This is a genomic window from Pseudobutyrivibrio sp. LB2011, assembly GCF_000701765.1.
In the GTDB taxonomy this organism is placed as follows: domain Bacteria; phylum Bacillota; class Clostridia; order Lachnospirales; family Lachnospiraceae; genus Pseudobutyrivibrio; species Pseudobutyrivibrio ruminis.
Genome location: NZ_JNJS01000004.1, coordinates 18,034 through 36,561 on the forward strand (window position 1 = coordinate 18,034; position 18,528 = coordinate 36,561).

Genomic DNA, 18,528 nt, shown 5'->3' on the forward strand with positions numbered 1-18,528 from the left:
ATAACAAATCTATTTTAGTGGAATATATGCTACAATAGCACTTATGGATAAGAAAAGAATTTTTATAACAGTAGTAATTGCTCTCTGGATTATGCTGATTTGGGGACACAGCATGCAGCCAGCCACAATATCGGAGCATGAAAGTGGACGCGTATTATATTATCTTGGCAAAATATTCCCCGCTTTACTGGCAAGCGAAGACGGAATGGTTATTGTTAGAAAAGCTGCTCATATTACAGAGTTTCTCATTTTAGGAATTCTGCTTACAGTAGCTTTTGCAAACAAAATATATGGAAGGTTTAACAGATTCACAACTCCAGCCCTTACAGGTCTTTTTATAGCATTCATCGATGAGACAATACAGCTTTTTGTTGTAGGACGCTCAGGGGAAGTAAGAGACATTTGGTTTGATTTTGGAGGAGTTGTACTTGGAACACTTATTGCACTTGCTTTTTCAAGCGGAAAGCGAACCCGTAGAAAATACTAAGTGCAAGATTAAATAATATATTCTAAAAAGTGGAGGCAGCATATGGGAAAAAAGAAGATAGTTATCGCACTGGGACATGACGCATTAGGCACAACTGTACTTGAGCAGTGGAATGCTACAAAGCGTACAGCAGTTGCAGTAGCAGAGTTTATTAAGCAGGATTATCAGGTTGTCGTTACTCACAGCAACGGACCACAGGTTAGCATGATTCACACAGCAATGTCTGAGTTCTACCAGAATCATCCTGATTACACATCTACACCAATGTCAGTTTGTTCAGCAATGAGCCAGGGATATATCGGTTACGATTTGCAGCAGGCTATCCGTTCTGAGCTTGTTAGCTGCGGAATTTACAAGCCAGTTTCAACTATCCTTACACAGGTTACTGTTGATCCATATGATGAAGCCTTCTACAAGCCAACAAAGATAATTGGCAGAGTTATGACTGAGGCCCAGGCTGAGGCAGAAGAAGCAAAAGGCAATCACACAGTTAAGGTTGAAGGCGGCTACAGAAGAATTGTTGCTGCTCCAAAGCCAATCGAGATTGTTGAAATAGATGCTATCAAAGCTTTGTGCGAAGCAGATCAGGTTGTTATTGCAGCAGGTGGTGGCGGTATTCCTGTTCTTACACAGGACAATAGCTTAAAGGGTGCATCTGCAGTTGTTGAAAAGGATACAGCAGCAGGTCTTCTTGCTTCTGAGCTTGAAGCAGACATGCTGGTTATTCTTACTAGTGTTACAAAGGTATGCAAAAACTTTGGTAAGCCAAACGAGGAGCCTCTCGACTATATTTCAATTGCAGAAGCAAAAAAGATGCTTGCTGATGGAGAGTTTGGCGAGACAGATATGGCACCAAAGATTCAGGCAGCTATTGATTACATTGGTGATTCAGCCATTAGAAAGGTATTGATTACAAAACTATCAGATGCTGGCAACGCTGTAGGCGGCCAGACTGGTACAATGATTGGAAAATAATAAATGACCATAAAAGATTTAGAGATTGGACAAACAGCGAGAATTGATGAAGTAGGGGGAGAAGGGGCACTTAGACAACATTTCTTGGACATGGGAGTTATACCAGGTGTAGAGGTCACTCTTGTGAGACTGGCGCCTATGGGTGATCCAATGGAGCTTCGTGTACATGGCTATGAGCTTACTCTTAGGTTAGCAGATGCTGCCCAGATAAAAGCTACTCCAGTGGAAAAGAGTGTTCAGGAGGAAATTACTCAGTCCAAGAAAGATAAACACGATATAAATCATCCTGGCTTAGGTGAGGAGGGAAAGTATCATCTCAAGGGTGACGGAACTCCACTTCCAAAGGGGGAGATGCTTACATTTGCTCTTGTGGGCAACCAGAACTGTGGCAAGACGACTCTCTTTAATCAGCTCACTGGAGCCAATCAGCATGTTGGTAATTTCCCTGGTGTTACAGTAGACAGAAAAGATGGTGTAATCAGGGGCAAAGAATTTACATGCATCACAGATCTTCCTGGAATATATTCAATGTCACCATATTCTAGTGAAGAACTTGTTAGCAGAGATTTTGTTTTAAAAGAAAAGCCAAAAGCTATTATCAATATTGTTGATGCCACAAATATCGAACGTAATCTTTACCTTACAATGCAGCTATTGGAACTTAGTATTCCTATGGTTGTTGCTCTTAATATGATGGATGAGTTAAGAGGCAACGGTGGTTCGGTAGATATTAACCGAATGGAAAAAATGCTGGGAGTTCCAGTTGTTCCTATTTCTGCATCTAAAAACGAAGGTATTGATGAGTTAGTTGCTCATGCACTTCATATAGCTCAGTATCAGGAAAAGCCAGAGATGGACGATTTCTGTGATGAAAACGATAACGGCGGTGCAGTGCATAGATGTATCCACGGTGTTATTCATCTTATGGAGGATCATGCTAAAAGAGCAGATATCCCTGTTCGCTTTGCAGCCAGCAAAGCCATAGAAAACGATGCGCAGATAATAAAGCGTCTTGATTTAGATGAAAATGAAATAGAGACATTAGAGCACATCACAAAGCAGATGGAAAAGGAAAGAGGTCTCGATAGAAGTGCTGCCATGGCAGACATGAGATTTGCTTTCATTGAAAAAGTTTGCAATGAATGTGTAATCAAACCTAGAGAAAGTAAAGAGCACATTCGCAGTCAGAAAATTGACAAATGGCTTACAGGTAAATACACTGCAATCCCAATTTTTATTTGCGTAATGGCACTTGTATTTTTCCTTACTTTCAATGTTATAGGAGCATGGCTTCAGGGCTTGTTAGAAATAGGAATTGAAGCGTTGACCAATATTACAGACAATGCACTGACAGCTGCTAATGTTAATGTAACTGTTCACGAGCTGGTTATTGGAGGCATTTTTGAAGGTGTAGGAGGCGTACTAAGCTTCTTGCCTATCATCATAACAATGTTTTTCTTCCTATCAATATTGGAGGATAGTGGTTACATTGCCAGAGTAGCCTTCTTTATGGATAAATTACTTCGTAAAATCGGATTATCTGGAAGAAGTATCGTACCACTTTTGATTGGATTTGGATGTACTGTTCCAGCAGTTATGTCTACCAGAACATTACCTAGTGATAGAGATAGAAAGATGACAATTTTGCTTACGCCATTTATGAGCTGTACAGCAAAGCTACCAATATACACATTCTTTGTAGCTGCATTTTTCCCTGACCATGGATGGCTTGTAATTACAGTTTTGTATTTCCTTGGTATATTCTTGGGAGTGCTTGCTGCATTGTTCTTTAAAAAAATCAGATTCAAAGGTGAAGCAGTTCCATTTGTTATGGAGTTGCCTAATTATAGATTACCTAGTGCTAGAAATGTAATTCAGCTACTTTGGGAAAAGGCAAAGGATTTCCTGCAGAGAGCATTCACTGTGATTTTCCTTGCGACTGTAATTGTCTGGGTTCTTCAAAGCTTTGATACACATCTCAATTTAGTATCAGATCAAAAGGATAGTATTCTTGCACTTATAGCTGGAGGATTAGCTCCTCTCTTTTCACCTATCGGATTGGGAGATTGGAGAATTTGTACATCCCTTATTTCAGGATTTATGGCAAAGGAAAGTGTTGTATCTGTATTGGAAGTACTATTTGGAAGTACTGGTGTTGCAGCTTCGATGTCCACTCTGACAGCATTTTGTTTGTTGGTATTTTCACTTCTTTACACACCATGCGTTGCAGCTATTGCATCTATAAAAAGAGAGATGGGAAGCAAGTGGGCAGTATGTGTTGTTATTTGGCAGTGTGCTATCGCCTGGGTTTGCACATTTATAGTACATACAATAGGACTTCTCATGGGTCTAGTTTAATACTGAATATCTTTAGCAGAGTTTCACATACGTGGAGCTCTGTTTTTTGTTTACACTAATTCAAGTGAGAAATACCTTTCTAAAATTAAATATAGAAAACTTAAGTTAGATGCTTGAAACTACATCCAAATTGTGCTATGTTATACATGCGTTAGAGAAGGCTAACGCTGATTCATGTTAGCTAACATCGGTTGGGTACAATTAATTATAGGCCGGAATAGCTAATTGAGGGATAAATAAAAGTAAGGAAGTAATATATGATGCCATTAGTAGTTGCGCCAACAGGCGAAGAACAGATGATTAAACGAATTGGCGGTTCAGAAGAAGTGAAGCGTCACTTGCAAGAGCTTGGTTTTGTACCAGGGGGATTTGTAACTGTAGTAAACGAAATAGGTGGCAACCTAATCGTTAATGTTAAGGAGTCAAGAGTAGCTGTTGATAAACAACTGGCTCAAAAGATATTTATATAGTAAAAAGGAGAGAAAAATGAAGACATTAAGAGATGTAAGTGTCGGTGAAACAGTTACAGTCGCAAAGCTTACGGGCGAAGGCGCTGTAAAGAGAAGAATCATGGACATGGGTATTACAAAGGGTGTTGAGATTTACGTTCGTAAGATTGCACCATTGGGAGATCCAGTTGAAATTACAGTTAGAGGATATGAGCTTTCTGTACGTAAGGCTGATGCAGAAATGATTCTTTTAAAGGAGGACTAAAAAAGTGGGAATTCGTATTGCGCTTGCAGGTAATCCAAACTGCGGTAAAACAACATTGTTTAATGCACTTACAGGTTCTAACCAGTTCGTTGGTAACTGGCCAGGTGTTACTGTAGAGTACAAAGAGGGTAAATTCAAAGGTGATAAGGAAGTTACAATTGTCGACCTTCCTGGTATCTATTCACTCTCTCCATATACATTAGAGGAGGTTGTATCACGTAATTATCTTATTGATGAAAAGCCAGATGCTATTATCAATGTTATTGATGGTACAAACCTTGAAAGAAACCTTTATCTTACAACTCAGATTGTTGAGCTTGGTATCCCAGTAGTTATCGGTATCAACATGATGGATGTTGTAGAAAAGAATGGTGACAAAATCAACGCTGCAAAGCTTTCAGAGGAAATCGGTGTTCCAGTTTATGAGCTTTCTGCTTTAAAGAACAGAGGTCTTAAGGAAATCGTTGATGCAGCAGTTAAGGCTGGAAAGGAAGCTAAGCCACAGTCACCAAAGCACAGATTTGACGGTTCAGTAGAGCATGCACTTGCTCACATTGAGGAGCTTTGCTTACATAACATTTCTGATGAAAATGTTCAGAGATGGTATTCAATCAAGTTATTCGAGCGTGATCAGAAGATTCAGGAAAAGCTTGGTCTTTCATCTGATGTTATCTCTCACATCGAAAACGACATTGCTTCATGCGAAAAAGAAATGGATGATGATTCAGAGTCAATCATCACTGGCGAAAGATATAACTACATCGGTACAATCATCAATGGTTGTGTAAAGAAGGCTTCAAAGGGAATGACAACATCTGATAAGATTGATCAGATTGTTACAAACAGATTCCTTGCACTTCCAATCTTTGCAGTAGTTATGTTCCTTGTATATTTTGTATCAGTTACAACAGTTGGTACATGGGCTACTGATTGGGCAAATGATGGTGTATTCGGTGATGGATGGCATTTATTTGCTATTGGTTCTGCTGATTACGCAGATGCAGCTGATGAGTTCACAGCAAATCAGCTTATCGTAGATGGTTATGATTTATACGTAGAGGAAAATGGCACAGAGCCTACAGGCGATTTCGAATATCCTGTAGAGGATGAAGAAACAGCTGCTGTTGAGTATGAGACAGCAACACTTGCTGATTATGAAGCAGCTGCAGCTTATGTAGAGGCTAACGAGGAGCCAGACCCAGCAAACTACGGCGTATGGATTCCTGGTATTCCTGTTTATATCGAGGCAGCTCTTGATGCAATCAACTGTAACGATGTTGTAAAGGGACTTATCCTTGATGGTATCGTAGCAGGTGTTGGTGCAGTTCTTGGATTCGTTCCACAGATGCTTGTACTTTTCATCTTCCTTGCATTCCTTGAGTCTTGCGGATACATGGCTCGTGTTGCTTTCATCATGGACCGTATCTTCAGAAAGTTTGGTCTTTCAGGTAAGTCATTCATTCCAATGCTTATCGGTACAGGTTGTGGTGTTCCTGGTATCATGGCATCACGTACTATCGAAAATGATAGAGACCGTAAGATGACAATCATGACAACAACATTCATTCCATGTGGAGCTAAGCTTCCATTCATCGCAATGGTTGCAGGCGCTATCTTTGGTGGAGCAGCTTGGGTTGCACCAGCAGCATACTTCCTTGGAATTTTTGCAATCATCGTTTCAGGTATCATGCTTAAGAAGACAAAGCTCTTCGCAGGCGACCCAGCGCCATTCGTTATGGAGCTTCCTGCATACCACTGGCCAACAGTTTCAAACGTGCTTCGTAGCATGTGGGAGCGTGGATGGTCATTTATCAAGAAAGCTGGTACAATTATCTTACTTTCAACAATCGTAGTTTGGTTCTGCACATTCTTCGGTGTTGTTGATGGAGCATTTACAATGCTTGAGGAAGATCAGATTGATCATTCAATCCTTGCTACACTTGGTAGATGTCTTGCATGGATCTTCATTCCACTTGGATTTGGTGATTGGGAAGCTACAGTTGCTTCAATCACTGGTCTTGTTGCAAAGGAAAACATCGTTGGTACACTTGCTATTATCTACGGTGCTTCTGGTGATGTTTATGAGACAATGCGTGCTGCATTTACAGATGCATCAGGTTTCGCATTCCTTGCATTCAACCTTCTTTGTGCTCCTTGCTTCGCAGCTATGGGTGCAATCAAGCGTGAGATGAACAACACAAAGTGGTTCTGGACAGCAATCGGATATCAGTGTGGTTTCGCATGGGTAATCGGACTTATCGTATATCAGGTAGGTAAGGTATTCACAGGCGAAGGATTTACATTCGGTACAATCTTTGGTATCGCAGCTATCTGCTGCCTTGTATACGGATTGTTCCGTAAGGATAAATACAATAAATAAGAGGTAATAATTATGGGTACATTCATAGTAGTAGTTATATTAATTGCAATTGTTGCAGCGATAGTTCGTTCATTGGTCAAAGCCCGCAAGCGTGGCGAGCATCCAGCATGTGGTGGAGACTGTGGTAGCTGCGGCGGAAGCTGTGGATGTCACTAACGTATATACGAATCCCTCGGTCAGTATCGACCGGGGGATTTTTTAATTGATTAAAAAAATTAAGACATGTTGCGCGCAATGGGGCTTTTTGGTATTATTTGAAGTATGAGCGAGGAAATCAAATTTTCCGTAATAATGCCTACATACGGAGTGGGCGATTATATTGGTGATGCACTTGGCTGTCTTCAAATGCAGACCTATGACAACTTCGAAGTTATCATAGTGGATGATTGTTCTCCTGATTCTTCGGGAGACATTGCTAGAGGATATATGGAGCGTGATGACCGCTTCTATTATGTTAAGCATGAAACAAATCAAGGAGTATCTGCTGCTAGAAATACAGGCATAGAGCATGCCACTGGGGACTACATTTTATTCCTGGATCCAGACGATTTATATGAAAGAAATCTTCTTAGAGTATGTGCAGCAGCCTTGGAAAGAAACCCTGTGGATTTGCTTGTGTTCAGCTTTACTGAGGACTACAGAAATGCATCCGGCAAAATCGAATTCATGAAGGGGATTACCCTTGATATGATGGATTACGATGATGATATGGTTACCACAAGTGATGCTGCAACAATCCATAAAATGGCGATGCAGATGGAAGCCATAACAATGCTTGGTTATCCTTGGAATAAATGCTACAAGACAAGCATCATTAAGGAGAATAATCTTCAATATCAAAAGATTAAGCATGTAGAAGATATTCTTTTTAACTGTGACTTTTTAGATTACACAACATCGCTTACTGTGTTAAACGATGTTTTATATCACTATAGAAATCAGGGGCAGGTTCGTCTTACAGGTGGAGAAATCGAGGACTACTTTAAGCTCCAAAAGATTCGTATCGAGAGAATTTACGACCAGCAACAGAAATGGAAGACCTGCGATTTCGAAGCGCTGGGTACTCTTTCAAAGGAATACTTCAGAAGCTTCCAATCAGCAATGGTTCGTCAGTTGGAATCAGGCGTAAAAACAGACGATATTTTAAAATGGTGTAATGCAGAAGCAGAGACAGAATTGTATCAGAATCTTCGCAGATATATGCCAGAGGATTCAAAGACCCTGAAGCTTTTGTATAAGCCTCTTACAGAGGGGATGTTTGGAACAGCTCTTAGAAGAGCCAGACTTATGAAATACACAAAGAGCCATTTCCCTGGAGTGTTTAATAGAGCTAAGCAGCTTAGATAGGCTGATTTGCTTTTAACAATTGGCTAAGGTATAATATAGCTAAGTTTCGAAGAGGAGGTTAAGGATGACAGATCAAGGGTTTTTAATTTTCTTTTTTGTATTAATACTTTTAGTAGTTATAGTGGCAGTTATAGCAGTAGTTTCTGCAGTGTCAGGAGCCGCAGCTGCAATCGTCGATGAAGAGGACGAGGAAGAGTCTTAAGCCACGTTTAATCAGGTTATGCTAGGGCACCTTTATGGTGCCCTATACTTTTAATTAGGAGATAGATTTGGATATAAAAATTATTATTGCAATGCACAAACCTTTTCAGATTCCGGCAGGTGAGGACTATGTTCCACTGCAGGTTGGTGCGGCAGGCAAAGATAGTATAGGTGATATTTTAAGGGACGATGAGGGAGATAATATCTCAGCAAAGAATCCCTACTATTGTGAGCTTACTGGTCTTTATTATGCATGGAAGAATATGGATGCAGATGCCATAGGCTTGGTTCATTACAGACGATACTTTTCACTGAAGTCAAAGAAATATAGAAAGCATCATGGATGTTTTGATTCGGTGTTATCCCATGATGAGACAAAGGCTCTTCTTACAAGAGCAGATGTGATAGTGCCTAAAAAGCGTCGTTACTATATTGAAAGCTTATACAGTCACTATGCTCATACCTTGGATGGCGCTCATTTGGATATTGCAAAAGAAATTGTAGGTCAGTGCTATCCAGAATACATGAACTCATTGGTAAAGGTTTATGCAAGGTCATGGGGCTACATGTTCAATATGGCCATCATGCCAAAGAAGGAATTGGATGAGTATTGTACTTGGCTTTTTGATATATTGGAACGCATGGAAGAAAAGATAGATACTACATCTTTGGATGCTTTTTCAGCACGACTTTATGGAAGAGTTAGTGAAATCCTTTTTAATGTTTGGATTGACAAAAAGCAGGAGGAAGGTTTATCCATTGTAGAATGCCCTGTAATTGATATGGAACCAATCAATTGGCCAAAGAAGATTATGGGATTTTTGCAGGCTAAATTTTTCGGCAAGAAATATAAAGCAAGCATGTAAATTAGAGGCGAGAATAATGAAAATATCAGTGATTACCCCTTTCTATGAAGGGGAAAAGTATATGGAAAAATATGTGGCTTGCATGGAAGCAAATCGTAAGTCATTGGAGGCTGCAGGACACAGTTTGGAGGTTGTACTTGTAAATGACAGCCCATGGAAAAAGCTGGAGGCCGTGCCAATTAACAACCAATATTTTTCTGTTATTACTAATCCGGAAAACAAGGGAATACACTATAGCAGGGTATCAGGCTTAAAGTCATCGACTGGAGATTATATTATGTTCCTTGATCAAGATGATTTGCTTGAGGCAGATGCTCTTGCAAAAATGGCAGACGCATTGTCTTCAAAATCTTGCGATATGATTATCGCAAATGCGAAGCTGGAGCAGGCAGATGGTTCATATTTATCATGGTATAGAACTGATGCACATTGGAATAGAGTTTGGGATTTGCAAACATATCTCAAGGTAGGAATTCAGATTATCTCACCGGGACAGTGTTTGATAAAGAAAAGTGCGATTCCAGAATTTTGGAATGAGCATTTAGTCAGAGTAAATGGAGCCGATGATTATTATTTATGGCTTCTTATGCTTGCAGCAGGAAAGCGAGCAGCTTATTTAAAAGAAGCTTTATACATTCATAAATACACTGGAGCAAACATTTCAGCTGATACGTCAGCTACTGATGCTTCGGTATACGATTTTATAGAATTACTTTACGATTGTGATTATTTTAAAGAGGAAGACATAATCACTCTTCACGAAATGATTACATATAAAGCTCAGTTTAGAAAGAGTAGCCTGGTTGGCAAAATTGGATGCTCTTTAGCAAATCTTGGAATATTTATTTTTAATCTTAAATTTAAGAGAGAGACTAAAACCAAGTATGGTTTTAACAGATAATCTAGGAGATATGGAATGAAGGATGTAGCAATTCTGCTTGCCACATATAATGGGGCAAAGTATTTGCGAGCTCAGCTGGACAGTCTTTTCGGACAGACAAATCAGGACTTTCGAATAGTTGCACATGACGATGGCTCTTCAGACGAGACTATCAATATTTTAAATGAATACATGGATAAGTATCCAGATAGAATGGAAATCATTTACGGTCATCCGACAGGAAGTCCTAAGGCAAATTTCATGTATCTATTGTCTGAAGTAGAAGCGGACTACTATTTCTTTTGTGATCAGGATGATGTTTGGTATCCCGATAAGGTTGAGAAGAGCATAGAGAAGCTACTTGAAACAGAGATAGACTCCGGTGAGATGGATAGGAAGCCGGCTATCGTATTTACGGACATGACAGTCGTGGATGAGAATCTTAATGTAATAGATAATTCGTTTATACGATACTTAGGTAGAAGCCCAAAGAACATAGCCTACACTCAGGTAATTATTGATAATCCAGCAGCAGGGACAACTATGTGCTTTAATAGAGCTTTGAGAGATATAGCCGTGTCATGCGATAGTGTTCAGTGGGAAAATGTGCCAATGCACGATGCGTGGCTTCTTGAAATAGCATCCATATTTGGAACAGTTTATGCAATCGATGAGCCAATGGTTTATTACCGTCAGACGGGACACAACACTATGGGTGCAGTTACTGAATCAACATCTGAAAAGGTGGCTCGTAATGCAGGTGACATAGCAAATGGATTTCTTTGCAAGAAAAAGGCTTTCATAAATGAAGCACGAATTTTTGCCAGGGAGATTCTTAGACTAAAGGATATACCTGAGGACAAATTAAAAGTGCTGAATGGTTTTGTCCATATAGGCTCAAAGCCAAAGCTTTATAGAATCAGTTATTATCGCAGACATAATTTTACCCGAGCTAAGCATAATCTTTGGATGAGACTTTGGGTATAGAATAGAGGAAATGTAATGGCAGAGAAATCAGCAGTATTTTTTGATATAGATGGTACACTTTGGAACTACGATAAATTCATTCCAGATAGCTGTAGAGAAGGAATAAAGCAGCTCAGGGAAAACGGGCATTTGGCTTTTATCTGTAGTGGGAGAGCAAGATCTTTTATTCAGGATCCAGATTTGCTTAGTCTGGGATTTGATGGAATTGTTTGTTCATGTGGATGCCATATTGAAATAGGTGGAAAAACAGTTTACGAAAAATTAATTGATGTGGATAAAGCTATCGAAACAGTTGAACTGATTCGTGGATACGGATTCAGACCTATTCTAGAAGGACCAAATCAGTTATATATGGAAGACCGTGAGTTTGGCTTGGATGATGGATTTGGCAATATTTTGCGCAGGGACATGGGAAGTAATTTGCTTGGAATCGACAGCAACTATGGCAAGTGGACAATCAACAAAATGTCATGTGCAACAGATGTTGATGAGGAAATGAGAATAGAGTGCTACGATAGACTTCGTAAGGACTATCAAATCATTGAGCATAGTGACACTGTTTGTGAGTTGGTGCCAATCGGTCATACCAAAGCGACTGGCATGATGAAAGCATGTGAGCTTGCAGGCATTGATCCAAAGAATACATATGCATTCGGTGATAGTGAGAATGATTTAGATATGCTTGCAGCAGCTGCTGTAGGCATTGCAATGGGGAACGGTACTGAACGTGCGAAGGCAACAGCTGATTATGTGACAACTGCCTTTGACGATGATGGTATATACAATGGATTAAAACACTTTGGGCTAATCTAAATTTTTATAATGTGGGGAGGGGTTTGAATGGATTTTGTAAATAGCGAAACTATTCTGAAGATGGATCGCAAAGCAGCAAATGATAATTATAATGAGATTGACAATAGTTTCAAAGCTTACAAAGATGAAAAAAAGCTTCATGAAGGGGATGATTATCAAGCACATATGTTTGATCGGTCTTATTTTGGTGGAAATGAGGAATCACAAAGGCTTATTGACTACTATAAGACCAAAATAGATATGACTGACGATGATATAAAAGGCATTAAAGACAATATGCATGCTGCTCCTGCTTTCGATGTAATCACTCAAGAGCAGTACAATAGCAAAAATCGCCTTTCAAAATATAAATATAGAAGAAAAGTAAAAAAATATTTTAAAAAGAGAAGAGATAACCGAAAAGAAGTCTACGATAAAGGTAAAAAATTCAAGGACCTTAAAGACGAAGAAATAAAAGCATCAAGACTTGATAGAAAACTATTCGTACTAGACGAAAAGGTTAGAATTCAAGAAAAGATAAACGGTTATTACAATGCTGGGGTTTATCAAGATGTACAGGAAGATGCGGATTCCATTGAGGCAGCATATCAAAGAGAAAAAAGCAACGAGTTCCGAAGAGCGGAATTAGACGTGGCAGCTTATGAGGCTAAGGTTCAAGGGATAAATAAGTCGGAAGGAATGACAGCACTTGGTTTTTATACGGATTATACTGAACATTGTGTTAAAATGAACAATTATCTTAGATTCGGAGCAATATCTGGATTTGAAAACTATGCTAAAAAGGGACGTGATTTAATCAGGTCAAACAAAATCGGAAGGGATTTGGTCGTTCGCCGTGGTGTAAAAGGGGTAAAATCACTTGGTTATATGCTCAATTTACCTAACGTAGATAAAATGTCATATGAGGATATAAAAAATGCATTTGAACAAAAGATTCATTCCGAAGAAGAAATTATTATGAGCGACAAGGGGTTTATAAGTACATCCTTACCGTTCGTGCTCCCTTCGTATACGGCAGAAGGAGAAAATAGTATTAATAATCCTTCTAATAATTCTCCAGTAGGTATAGAATTTATAATTCTCGCAAAGAAAGGAACCCAAGCTATTAATCTAACTACCACATCTAAACATTTTGGAGAATGCGAATTATTATTAAAGCCGGGTACGAAATTCAAGATGGTGAAAGCTATTACTGATGGATCCGCGAATCTTGAAAATGGAAGTGAGGGTAGCTGGAAAATCTATCTGACAACAATACCATCCAGTGAAGATGGTGAATTAAAGGAGGCTTCATAATGAATTTTGATATAAAAACAATTTCATCAAAACAAGCAGAGTCTCTTGGGGAGTATATTTTTCCGCCAGTTTTAGGCTCACAGGGATTTTCAGACTATGGGTTTTATATTGCTATTCAGGATAAGGAATTACTAGGAATGGCAGTTATTGATCCAAAGCCTGATATGATAGAAGTACTTAGCCTGGCAGTTAATCCTAAGTACGAAGGCCAGGGGGTAGCTACTGATTTGTTACGAGGAGCATTGGAAAAAACAATGACTCTCTATGACTCAGACATGGCAATGGATACTATTTTCTATGCAACTTTTTCATCTGAGTTTAAATGCAGTGCTGCTCTAGCTAAAATACTTGAAAAGCTTGGTTTTGAACAGTTTGATACAGGCGCATTTCAGACTGTAACAGTAAAGCAGTTGAAGGAAAGTGAAAACTTAAATATTCCATCTGTCAAAGAAAAGGTAAATAAAAGAATTGCTTCCAACAGAATAGTGCCATTAAAAGAAATGTCAAAAAAGAGTGTCAGTGATTTCTTATATGACCTTTCAGAGAAAAAGGAAGTTGTAGATAGATTGAATTCAGATAATCTTGATGAAGACATTAGTCTATTTACAGTTGACGATGGAAAAATAACTGCATGTATTCTTTTTGAAGAGATGCAGGAGGATATTATACAGAACGTTTTGGTATATCAAGTTCCTCGTAATGATATTAAAAAAGTGGAGTTGATGTATTTGTTGTCTGCTGCAGCCTCTGCTATAGCTGAGAAGTATCCTGCAGATGTGGAAGTATCATTCCTGGCAGCAAACGAAGCGTCTGACAAGCTTTTGGATAATCTTTTTGATTCTACAAAAGATTCAGGCAAACAATTGATATATGCTATGGATTTTGAAGCAGCAATGGTTATGCAGGGAGAGGAAAGATTCCATTCGGATCTTCATTTCCAAGGAATCACCTTAGAAAATATGGTATGCAAATCCTGCAAGCATTGTCAGGATTCAATTCTTGAATGTGCAAAGTTCTACCAGAAACCAGATCGAGTGCTGGATGGTGAGGAGTGCAGTTATTTCGAAACTAAATAGAATTAAGACCCTATCGTATATACGGTAGGGCCTTTTTGTTTATTCTTCGTCGAGGGGCTCGCTTTCATTGGTAGAGGTGACCTCCACCTCTACTTCAGTAACCACCTCTTGTTTCTCAGTTTTTTTGATGGATTTAATAGTTACATTATTATCTACATCAATAGATGCTGAAATATTGTAGCCATTTGTAAAATCATCATCAAAGGCTACCTTTGATAGAATCATTTTGATATCGTCGTTTTCAATGTTTTGGATAAACTCATCGGCGGATTGACTTTCTACTAGCTCATATGTAGATTTCAGCGATAATTCAGTCGTATCAAGTCTAGCAAAAGGATCATCATATACTTCCTTTGTGTAGGAGACGATTATGGTGCAGTGATTTTCTGAATGTGTTTCGACTATTGTTTCTGTTTCAATAGTTTCGTCCTCGGCTTTGTCAGCAACTTCTTCAGCTTCGTCCTCAGTTTCTTCAACTTCTTCCTTAACTTCTTCTTCTGCGTTTTCTGTGACTTCTTCAGCAGATTCATCCTTGGCTTCAGACTTAGTCTTAGATTCATCTTCAGATTCCACAGAGGATTCGGTTTCATTATTTACAGTATCCTCTACAGAGTCATAACTATTTTCTTCATCTGTTATTTCAGTAATTTCTGCAGATGTAGTGTCTTCTTCAGCAGCTAAACTTTCTGTTGGAAAACTAAACCATAGAATAGCAATAGATACTATGGCAGTTAGTAATTTTTTCTTCATGTTTTACTCCTAATATTTAATCATTTAATAGTGGAACTTAATGTAGTTTACGCGGTAGTCTCCAGGGACCTGGCCAACATATACATCTTTGCTGTTGTAAGTAGGTTTTTCGGCTTCCATATTTATGATGACGTATAATCCTTCCAATTGATTGTCATCATAATAGGATAAATCAATAAACTTTGTCTGTGTATCGATGGCATTTGAACTAAAGATGCCAGAGTCTATAATTTCACCATACCTATTTAGAATGGTATAGCTTGTTTTTGTAGCGTTTGCACTGATGGTGACGCCTTTTGGTCCCTTTGTAATTTTACTTGCTGGAAGTGAGCAGGAGCCTTTTCCAACTCCTGAGGCTGAACCACTTAAATCAGCGCCAGTAAAAGTGATTTCACCAGAACCTTTTAATACAGTGTCAGTTTTTGGAACAGCATTAGTGTGAGCAAAGTCTGCAGTGTATTCAATTCTATCTGCATAGGATGTGCTAGTAATAGAATCATCAATAATATTGTGAGCAGTACCACAGTTTACGCATCGCATTACGCAAGTGCAGCTTGTGTGGTCTGCATTCCAGTTGTAATCTGAAACAGCAAAAGAATGGCCGTATCTAATACATCTTTTTACATCAGCGTAGGTACCGTTTACGTCAAAAGAATTGTGTCTTCCATTATTGCTTGTTCCATAGCACTCGCCACTACCTACATGCTCTGAATAGCTAGTACGCTGGTTTCCGTGACCGTGATAGATTTTTACACCACAATCGACAACTATGGTAGATGACCAGGTGTCCCTGCTTGAAAGGACGATAGAACTATTTTCAGTCCACCCTGATTCGGAGATGACGCGGCCTGTTTTGGAATCATAAATTCTCCAGCGGTATGTGGAACCTTGTCCACCGCCGGCACCACCAGGGTAACCGCTTGAAAGATTAATCCTGCCTACACCCACTGGTTTGTTAAATACGGTGCTTGCTTCATCACAGTGACCGCTACACCAAAATGATGCATCGACATGACCACCGGGACGAACTCCGGCTTTGCTGTTACAAGCGGAAACGTTGATATTACCATCGTGATAAATATTGTGTGTCTGACCGGCTCTGGCTACTGCATTATTGATGCTCCATCCGCCGGAAGCATTAGGGTGTTTAAGATAGTAACGCATAAGCCAATCCTGCATCTGCTCGTAGGTGGTTCCGTTACCGGAAACCAGAGTGCGCAGTCGTGCCCAATATCCACCGCCGAAGCAAATATTGTAGGCCAGCCAATCATAGTCGTTATCACCCAGGTCGGTAGCAGATTTGTAATCGCAGTCAGCATCGGAAACCATGAAAATCAGATACATATCATTGTTGTTTTGAGCTACATCTTCAGCACCTGTCCATAGTTGATTTGATACTTTGTAACCTTCAGCTCCATTTACGATAATGTCACCAACATGCACATCGTTATTGCCAATAGCATAGTTAAAGAATTCCTGAGCTTTTGCTGAAACAAAGCCTTCATAGGATGCTGCAATAAGATTGTACAATTCTACAGAATTATTTCTTGCTGCAATAGCGGCTGCTCCATGGTCTACATAGTCATTTACCATCCACTGCATATATGTGTGCACCCAGTCCTTTTGAGGGGTATTTAGCTTTGAATACTGATTACCGTATATACGAAGTACATCTATATCATGTGTAGATGCAGTGGTGCATGTGGCAGACCATTTTGCATTTAGCTTATCATTTGAAGTGGAATTGATGCCCATTAAAAATACATTAGTAGGAGAGTTAAATCCGCCACCAAGATATTTCCCTTCTGCTGTCAGGTCTACAACAGATTTTGCAAAAACAGGATGGTCTTTGATAGTTTTTGTGTATTGGGTAAACACTGCTGGATTTTCGTTTATCCAATTAACGACAAATTCAGGGTTATTAACAACAGTTTGATAAAGGAAAGTGTCAAATTCAGGATTGTAAGTGACCTGCTTATTCTGGGAACTTTCGGTTGTCCCAGTTGAGCTTACGTAGTTGCTGTAATAGCGATTGGACCAGCTGGCAAACTGCGGATGATACCAAGGCATGCCTGGGGTCCAGTTTAGTTCCTCTTTAAAAAGCTTTAACCAGACGTACTGAGTGACATCACTTTTGCTATACGAATATTTGGATAAGTAGTTAACGTAGTCAGATCTGAAAGGAATAAATTGTTTTGTTTCTTCTGCGCGTGCAGTTATAGAAGTGCCAAAGAGCGCACTAAATACAATCACCAACGACAGCAGCGTGTTGATGATATTTCTTACCATTTTTTTCATTAACTCCTCCTGATATTAAAAAGGCTTAAACTCATTGCCGACGTAGTAACCATGGGAGTTAGTCATTGGATCGTAACCAAATTCAAAGTAGGTTTCATTATCGGAAATGCGATCGTTTATCCTGTCTATTTGTTCCTGTAAATCATTATCTTTGGTATCCATGTTTTCTTGAAGCATGGCATCCCCTTCTTCCTGAGAAAGTTTCAATTCATCATGCATGGACTCCATTTCTTCGTGAATAGATTTTTCCAAGTTGTTTATGATTTTTTCTAAATCAGTAAGTTCCCACGCACTAGAATCAGATGGGGAAGCAGTGTTGTTGTCCTTTAAAGAAACATAAAGGTGCTCATTATAAATGACATAGGCGCCTTTGTTATAAGTGCTTCCTGGAGCATAATCTGCTGCGCCAAGTGAATTCTGATAGGTTCTGCGAAGCCCATCAATCATTGATGTGAGATTTTCGGACTGCTCATTTAATTGACCATCGGTGTATGCTTTTAGCTTTTCGATTTCGCTGATTAATTCCTTGCGGTCTTTCTCATCGGTGGTTTTGTTTTCATCCAGCTCACCTTGTAGTAATTGAATAAGCTGATCAACGTAAGTCTTGTTCTCTGCATATTTGTTTTCAATGATACTAGTCAGGTCTTCTATGGCATCCTTGTTGCTTTGTATATCAGAATAGATATCATTTTCTGTAAGATATTGATTGATGATTTCTTCTAATGCCTGGTTTTGCTCTGTTGTAAAACCGTTTGAAGACTCTATATATTCTGCAAGGAATTTTAAAATCTTTCTTTTGGCTGCTTCCTGGTTTAGGTCGCCATCTGTATAATCGTCAATTGCATCAAGATAAGAATTAGTGATGTATTCCTGGATCTCATCCACTGTTAATTCTGATGCTGAAACAGTCTTCATAGAACGAAGATTTTTTATACCTAAAATCATGAAATGCCCAAGTGTAATCAAAAGCACAAGTGCCAGTGTCGAAATGAAAATAGCAATCTTGTTTAAGGTGCCATCTGGATATCTATAAGTGTCAATAATGTCCTGTAAAAGGGTATAGTTGTCCCTTGTATCGTTTAATTTCTTTTTCATATAAC

18 protein-coding genes are annotated in these 18,528 nt (G+C 39.2%); 15 read left to right on the forward strand and 3 right to left on the reverse strand.

The window, feature by feature from the left end:
- Positions 1–43: 43 nt before the first annotated feature.
- The 15 genes from T375_RS07550 to T375_RS07615 all read left to right on the forward strand — a co-directional run bounded on the left by T375_RS07550 (position 44) and on the right by T375_RS07615 (position 14,380).
- A complete protein-coding gene (locus tag T375_RS07550; RefSeq protein WP_081822004.1) occupies positions 44–487 on the forward strand; it encodes a VanZ family protein in 444 nt (147 codons plus the stop codon).
- A gap of 42 nt (positions 488–529) precedes the next feature.
- Positions 530–1,462, forward strand: a complete 933-nt coding sequence (arcC, locus tag T375_RS07555; RefSeq protein WP_044936914.1) for a carbamate kinase — start codon at positions 530–532, stop codon at positions 1,460–1,462.
- Positions 1,463–1,465: 3 nt separating this feature from the next.
- Positions 1,466–3,820, forward strand: a complete 2,355-nt coding sequence (feoB, locus tag T375_RS07560; RefSeq protein WP_044936916.1) for a ferrous iron transport protein B — start codon at positions 1,466–1,468, stop codon at positions 3,818–3,820.
- A gap of 260 nt (positions 3,821–4,080) precedes the next feature.
- Positions 4,081–4,290, forward strand: coding sequence for a FeoA family protein (locus T375_RS07565; RefSeq protein ID WP_334291136.1), 210 nt, complete (start codon positions 4,081–4,083; stop codon positions 4,288–4,290).
- Between the two features lie 16 nt (positions 4,291–4,306).
- Positions 4,307–4,534, forward strand: coding sequence for a FeoA family protein (locus T375_RS07570; RefSeq protein WP_033153260.1), 228 nt, complete (start codon positions 4,307–4,309; stop codon positions 4,532–4,534).
- A 4-nt stretch (positions 4,535–4,538) separates the two neighbouring features.
- A complete protein-coding gene (feoB, locus tag T375_RS07575; RefSeq protein WP_044936920.1) occupies positions 4,539–6,914 on the forward strand; it encodes a ferrous iron transporter B in 2,376 nt (791 codons plus the stop codon).
- Between the two features lie 12 nt (positions 6,915–6,926).
- Positions 6,927–7,070, forward strand: coding sequence for a FeoB-associated Cys-rich membrane protein (locus T375_RS07580; RefSeq protein ID WP_044936922.1), 144 nt, complete (start codon positions 6,927–6,929; stop codon positions 7,068–7,070).
- Positions 7,071–7,175: 105 nt separating this feature from the next.
- Positions 7,176–8,261 carry a glycosyltransferase family 2 protein gene (locus T375_RS07585; protein WP_081822005.1) on the forward strand — a complete coding sequence of 362 codons (1,086 nt, stop codon included), beginning with the start codon at positions 7,176–7,178 and terminating at the stop codon, positions 8,259–8,261.
- A 64-nt stretch (positions 8,262–8,325) separates the two neighbouring features.
- Positions 8,326–8,463 (forward strand): hypothetical protein, encoded by a 138-nt coding sequence (locus tag T375_RS13705; RefSeq protein ID WP_177175576.1) that lies wholly within the window; start codon positions 8,326–8,328, stop codon positions 8,461–8,463.
- Positions 8,464–8,530: 67 nt separating this feature from the next.
- On the forward strand, positions 8,531–9,328 hold the full coding sequence (locus tag T375_RS07590) for a DUF4422 domain-containing protein (RefSeq protein WP_242839275.1): 798 nt from the start codon (positions 8,531–8,533) through the stop codon (positions 9,326–9,328).
- A 16-nt stretch (positions 9,329–9,344) separates the two neighbouring features.
- Positions 9,345–10,229: a glycosyltransferase family 2 protein gene (locus T375_RS07595; RefSeq protein ID WP_044936927.1), complete on the forward strand. Its 885-nt coding sequence runs from the start codon at positions 9,345–9,347 to the stop codon at positions 10,227–10,229.
- Positions 10,230–10,244: 15 nt separating this feature from the next.
- A complete protein-coding gene (locus T375_RS07600) occupies positions 10,245–11,195 on the forward strand; it encodes a glycosyltransferase family 2 protein (protein WP_049960347.1) in 951 nt (316 codons plus the stop codon).
- A gap of 15 nt (positions 11,196–11,210) precedes the next feature.
- The gene (locus T375_RS07605; RefSeq protein WP_044936929.1) at positions 11,211–12,008 is read left to right on the forward strand and encodes an HAD hydrolase family protein; all 798 of its coding nucleotides are present in this window, start codon (positions 11,211–11,213) and stop codon (positions 12,006–12,008) included.
- 27 nt (positions 12,009–12,035) lie between these two features.
- Positions 12,036–13,304, forward strand: coding sequence for an ADP-ribosyltransferase (locus T375_RS07610; protein ID WP_044936931.1), 1,269 nt, complete (start codon positions 12,036–12,038; stop codon positions 13,302–13,304).
- Complete coding sequence (locus T375_RS07615; protein ID WP_044936934.1) at positions 13,304–14,380, forward strand: GNAT family N-acetyltransferase; 1,077 nt, start codon at positions 13,304–13,306, stop codon at positions 14,378–14,380. The genes T375_RS07610 and T375_RS07615 overlap by 1 nt, the downstream gene beginning before the upstream one ends.
- A 39-nt stretch (positions 14,381–14,419) precedes the next feature.
- Here the strand turns inward: T375_RS07615 and T375_RS07620 are convergent, their stop codons facing one another.
- From T375_RS07620 to T375_RS07630, 3 genes are read right to left on the reverse strand one after another with little or no spacing between them, the layout of a single operon-like run.
- Positions 14,420–15,130, reverse strand: coding sequence for a hypothetical protein (locus tag T375_RS07620; protein WP_044936936.1), 711 nt, complete (start codon positions 15,128–15,130; stop codon positions 14,420–14,422).
- A 24-nt stretch (positions 15,131–15,154) separates the two neighbouring features.
- The gene (locus T375_RS07625) at positions 15,155–17,428 is read right to left on the reverse strand and encodes a hypothetical protein (RefSeq protein ID WP_044936937.1); all 2,274 of its coding nucleotides are present in this window, start codon (positions 17,426–17,428) and stop codon (positions 15,155–15,157) included.
- A 15-nt stretch (positions 17,429–17,443) separates the two neighbouring features.
- A complete protein-coding gene (locus T375_RS07630) occupies positions 17,444–18,523 on the reverse strand; it encodes an RND transporter family protein (RefSeq protein WP_044936939.1) in 1,080 nt (359 codons plus the stop codon).
- Positions 18,524–18,528 lie beyond the last annotated feature (5 nt).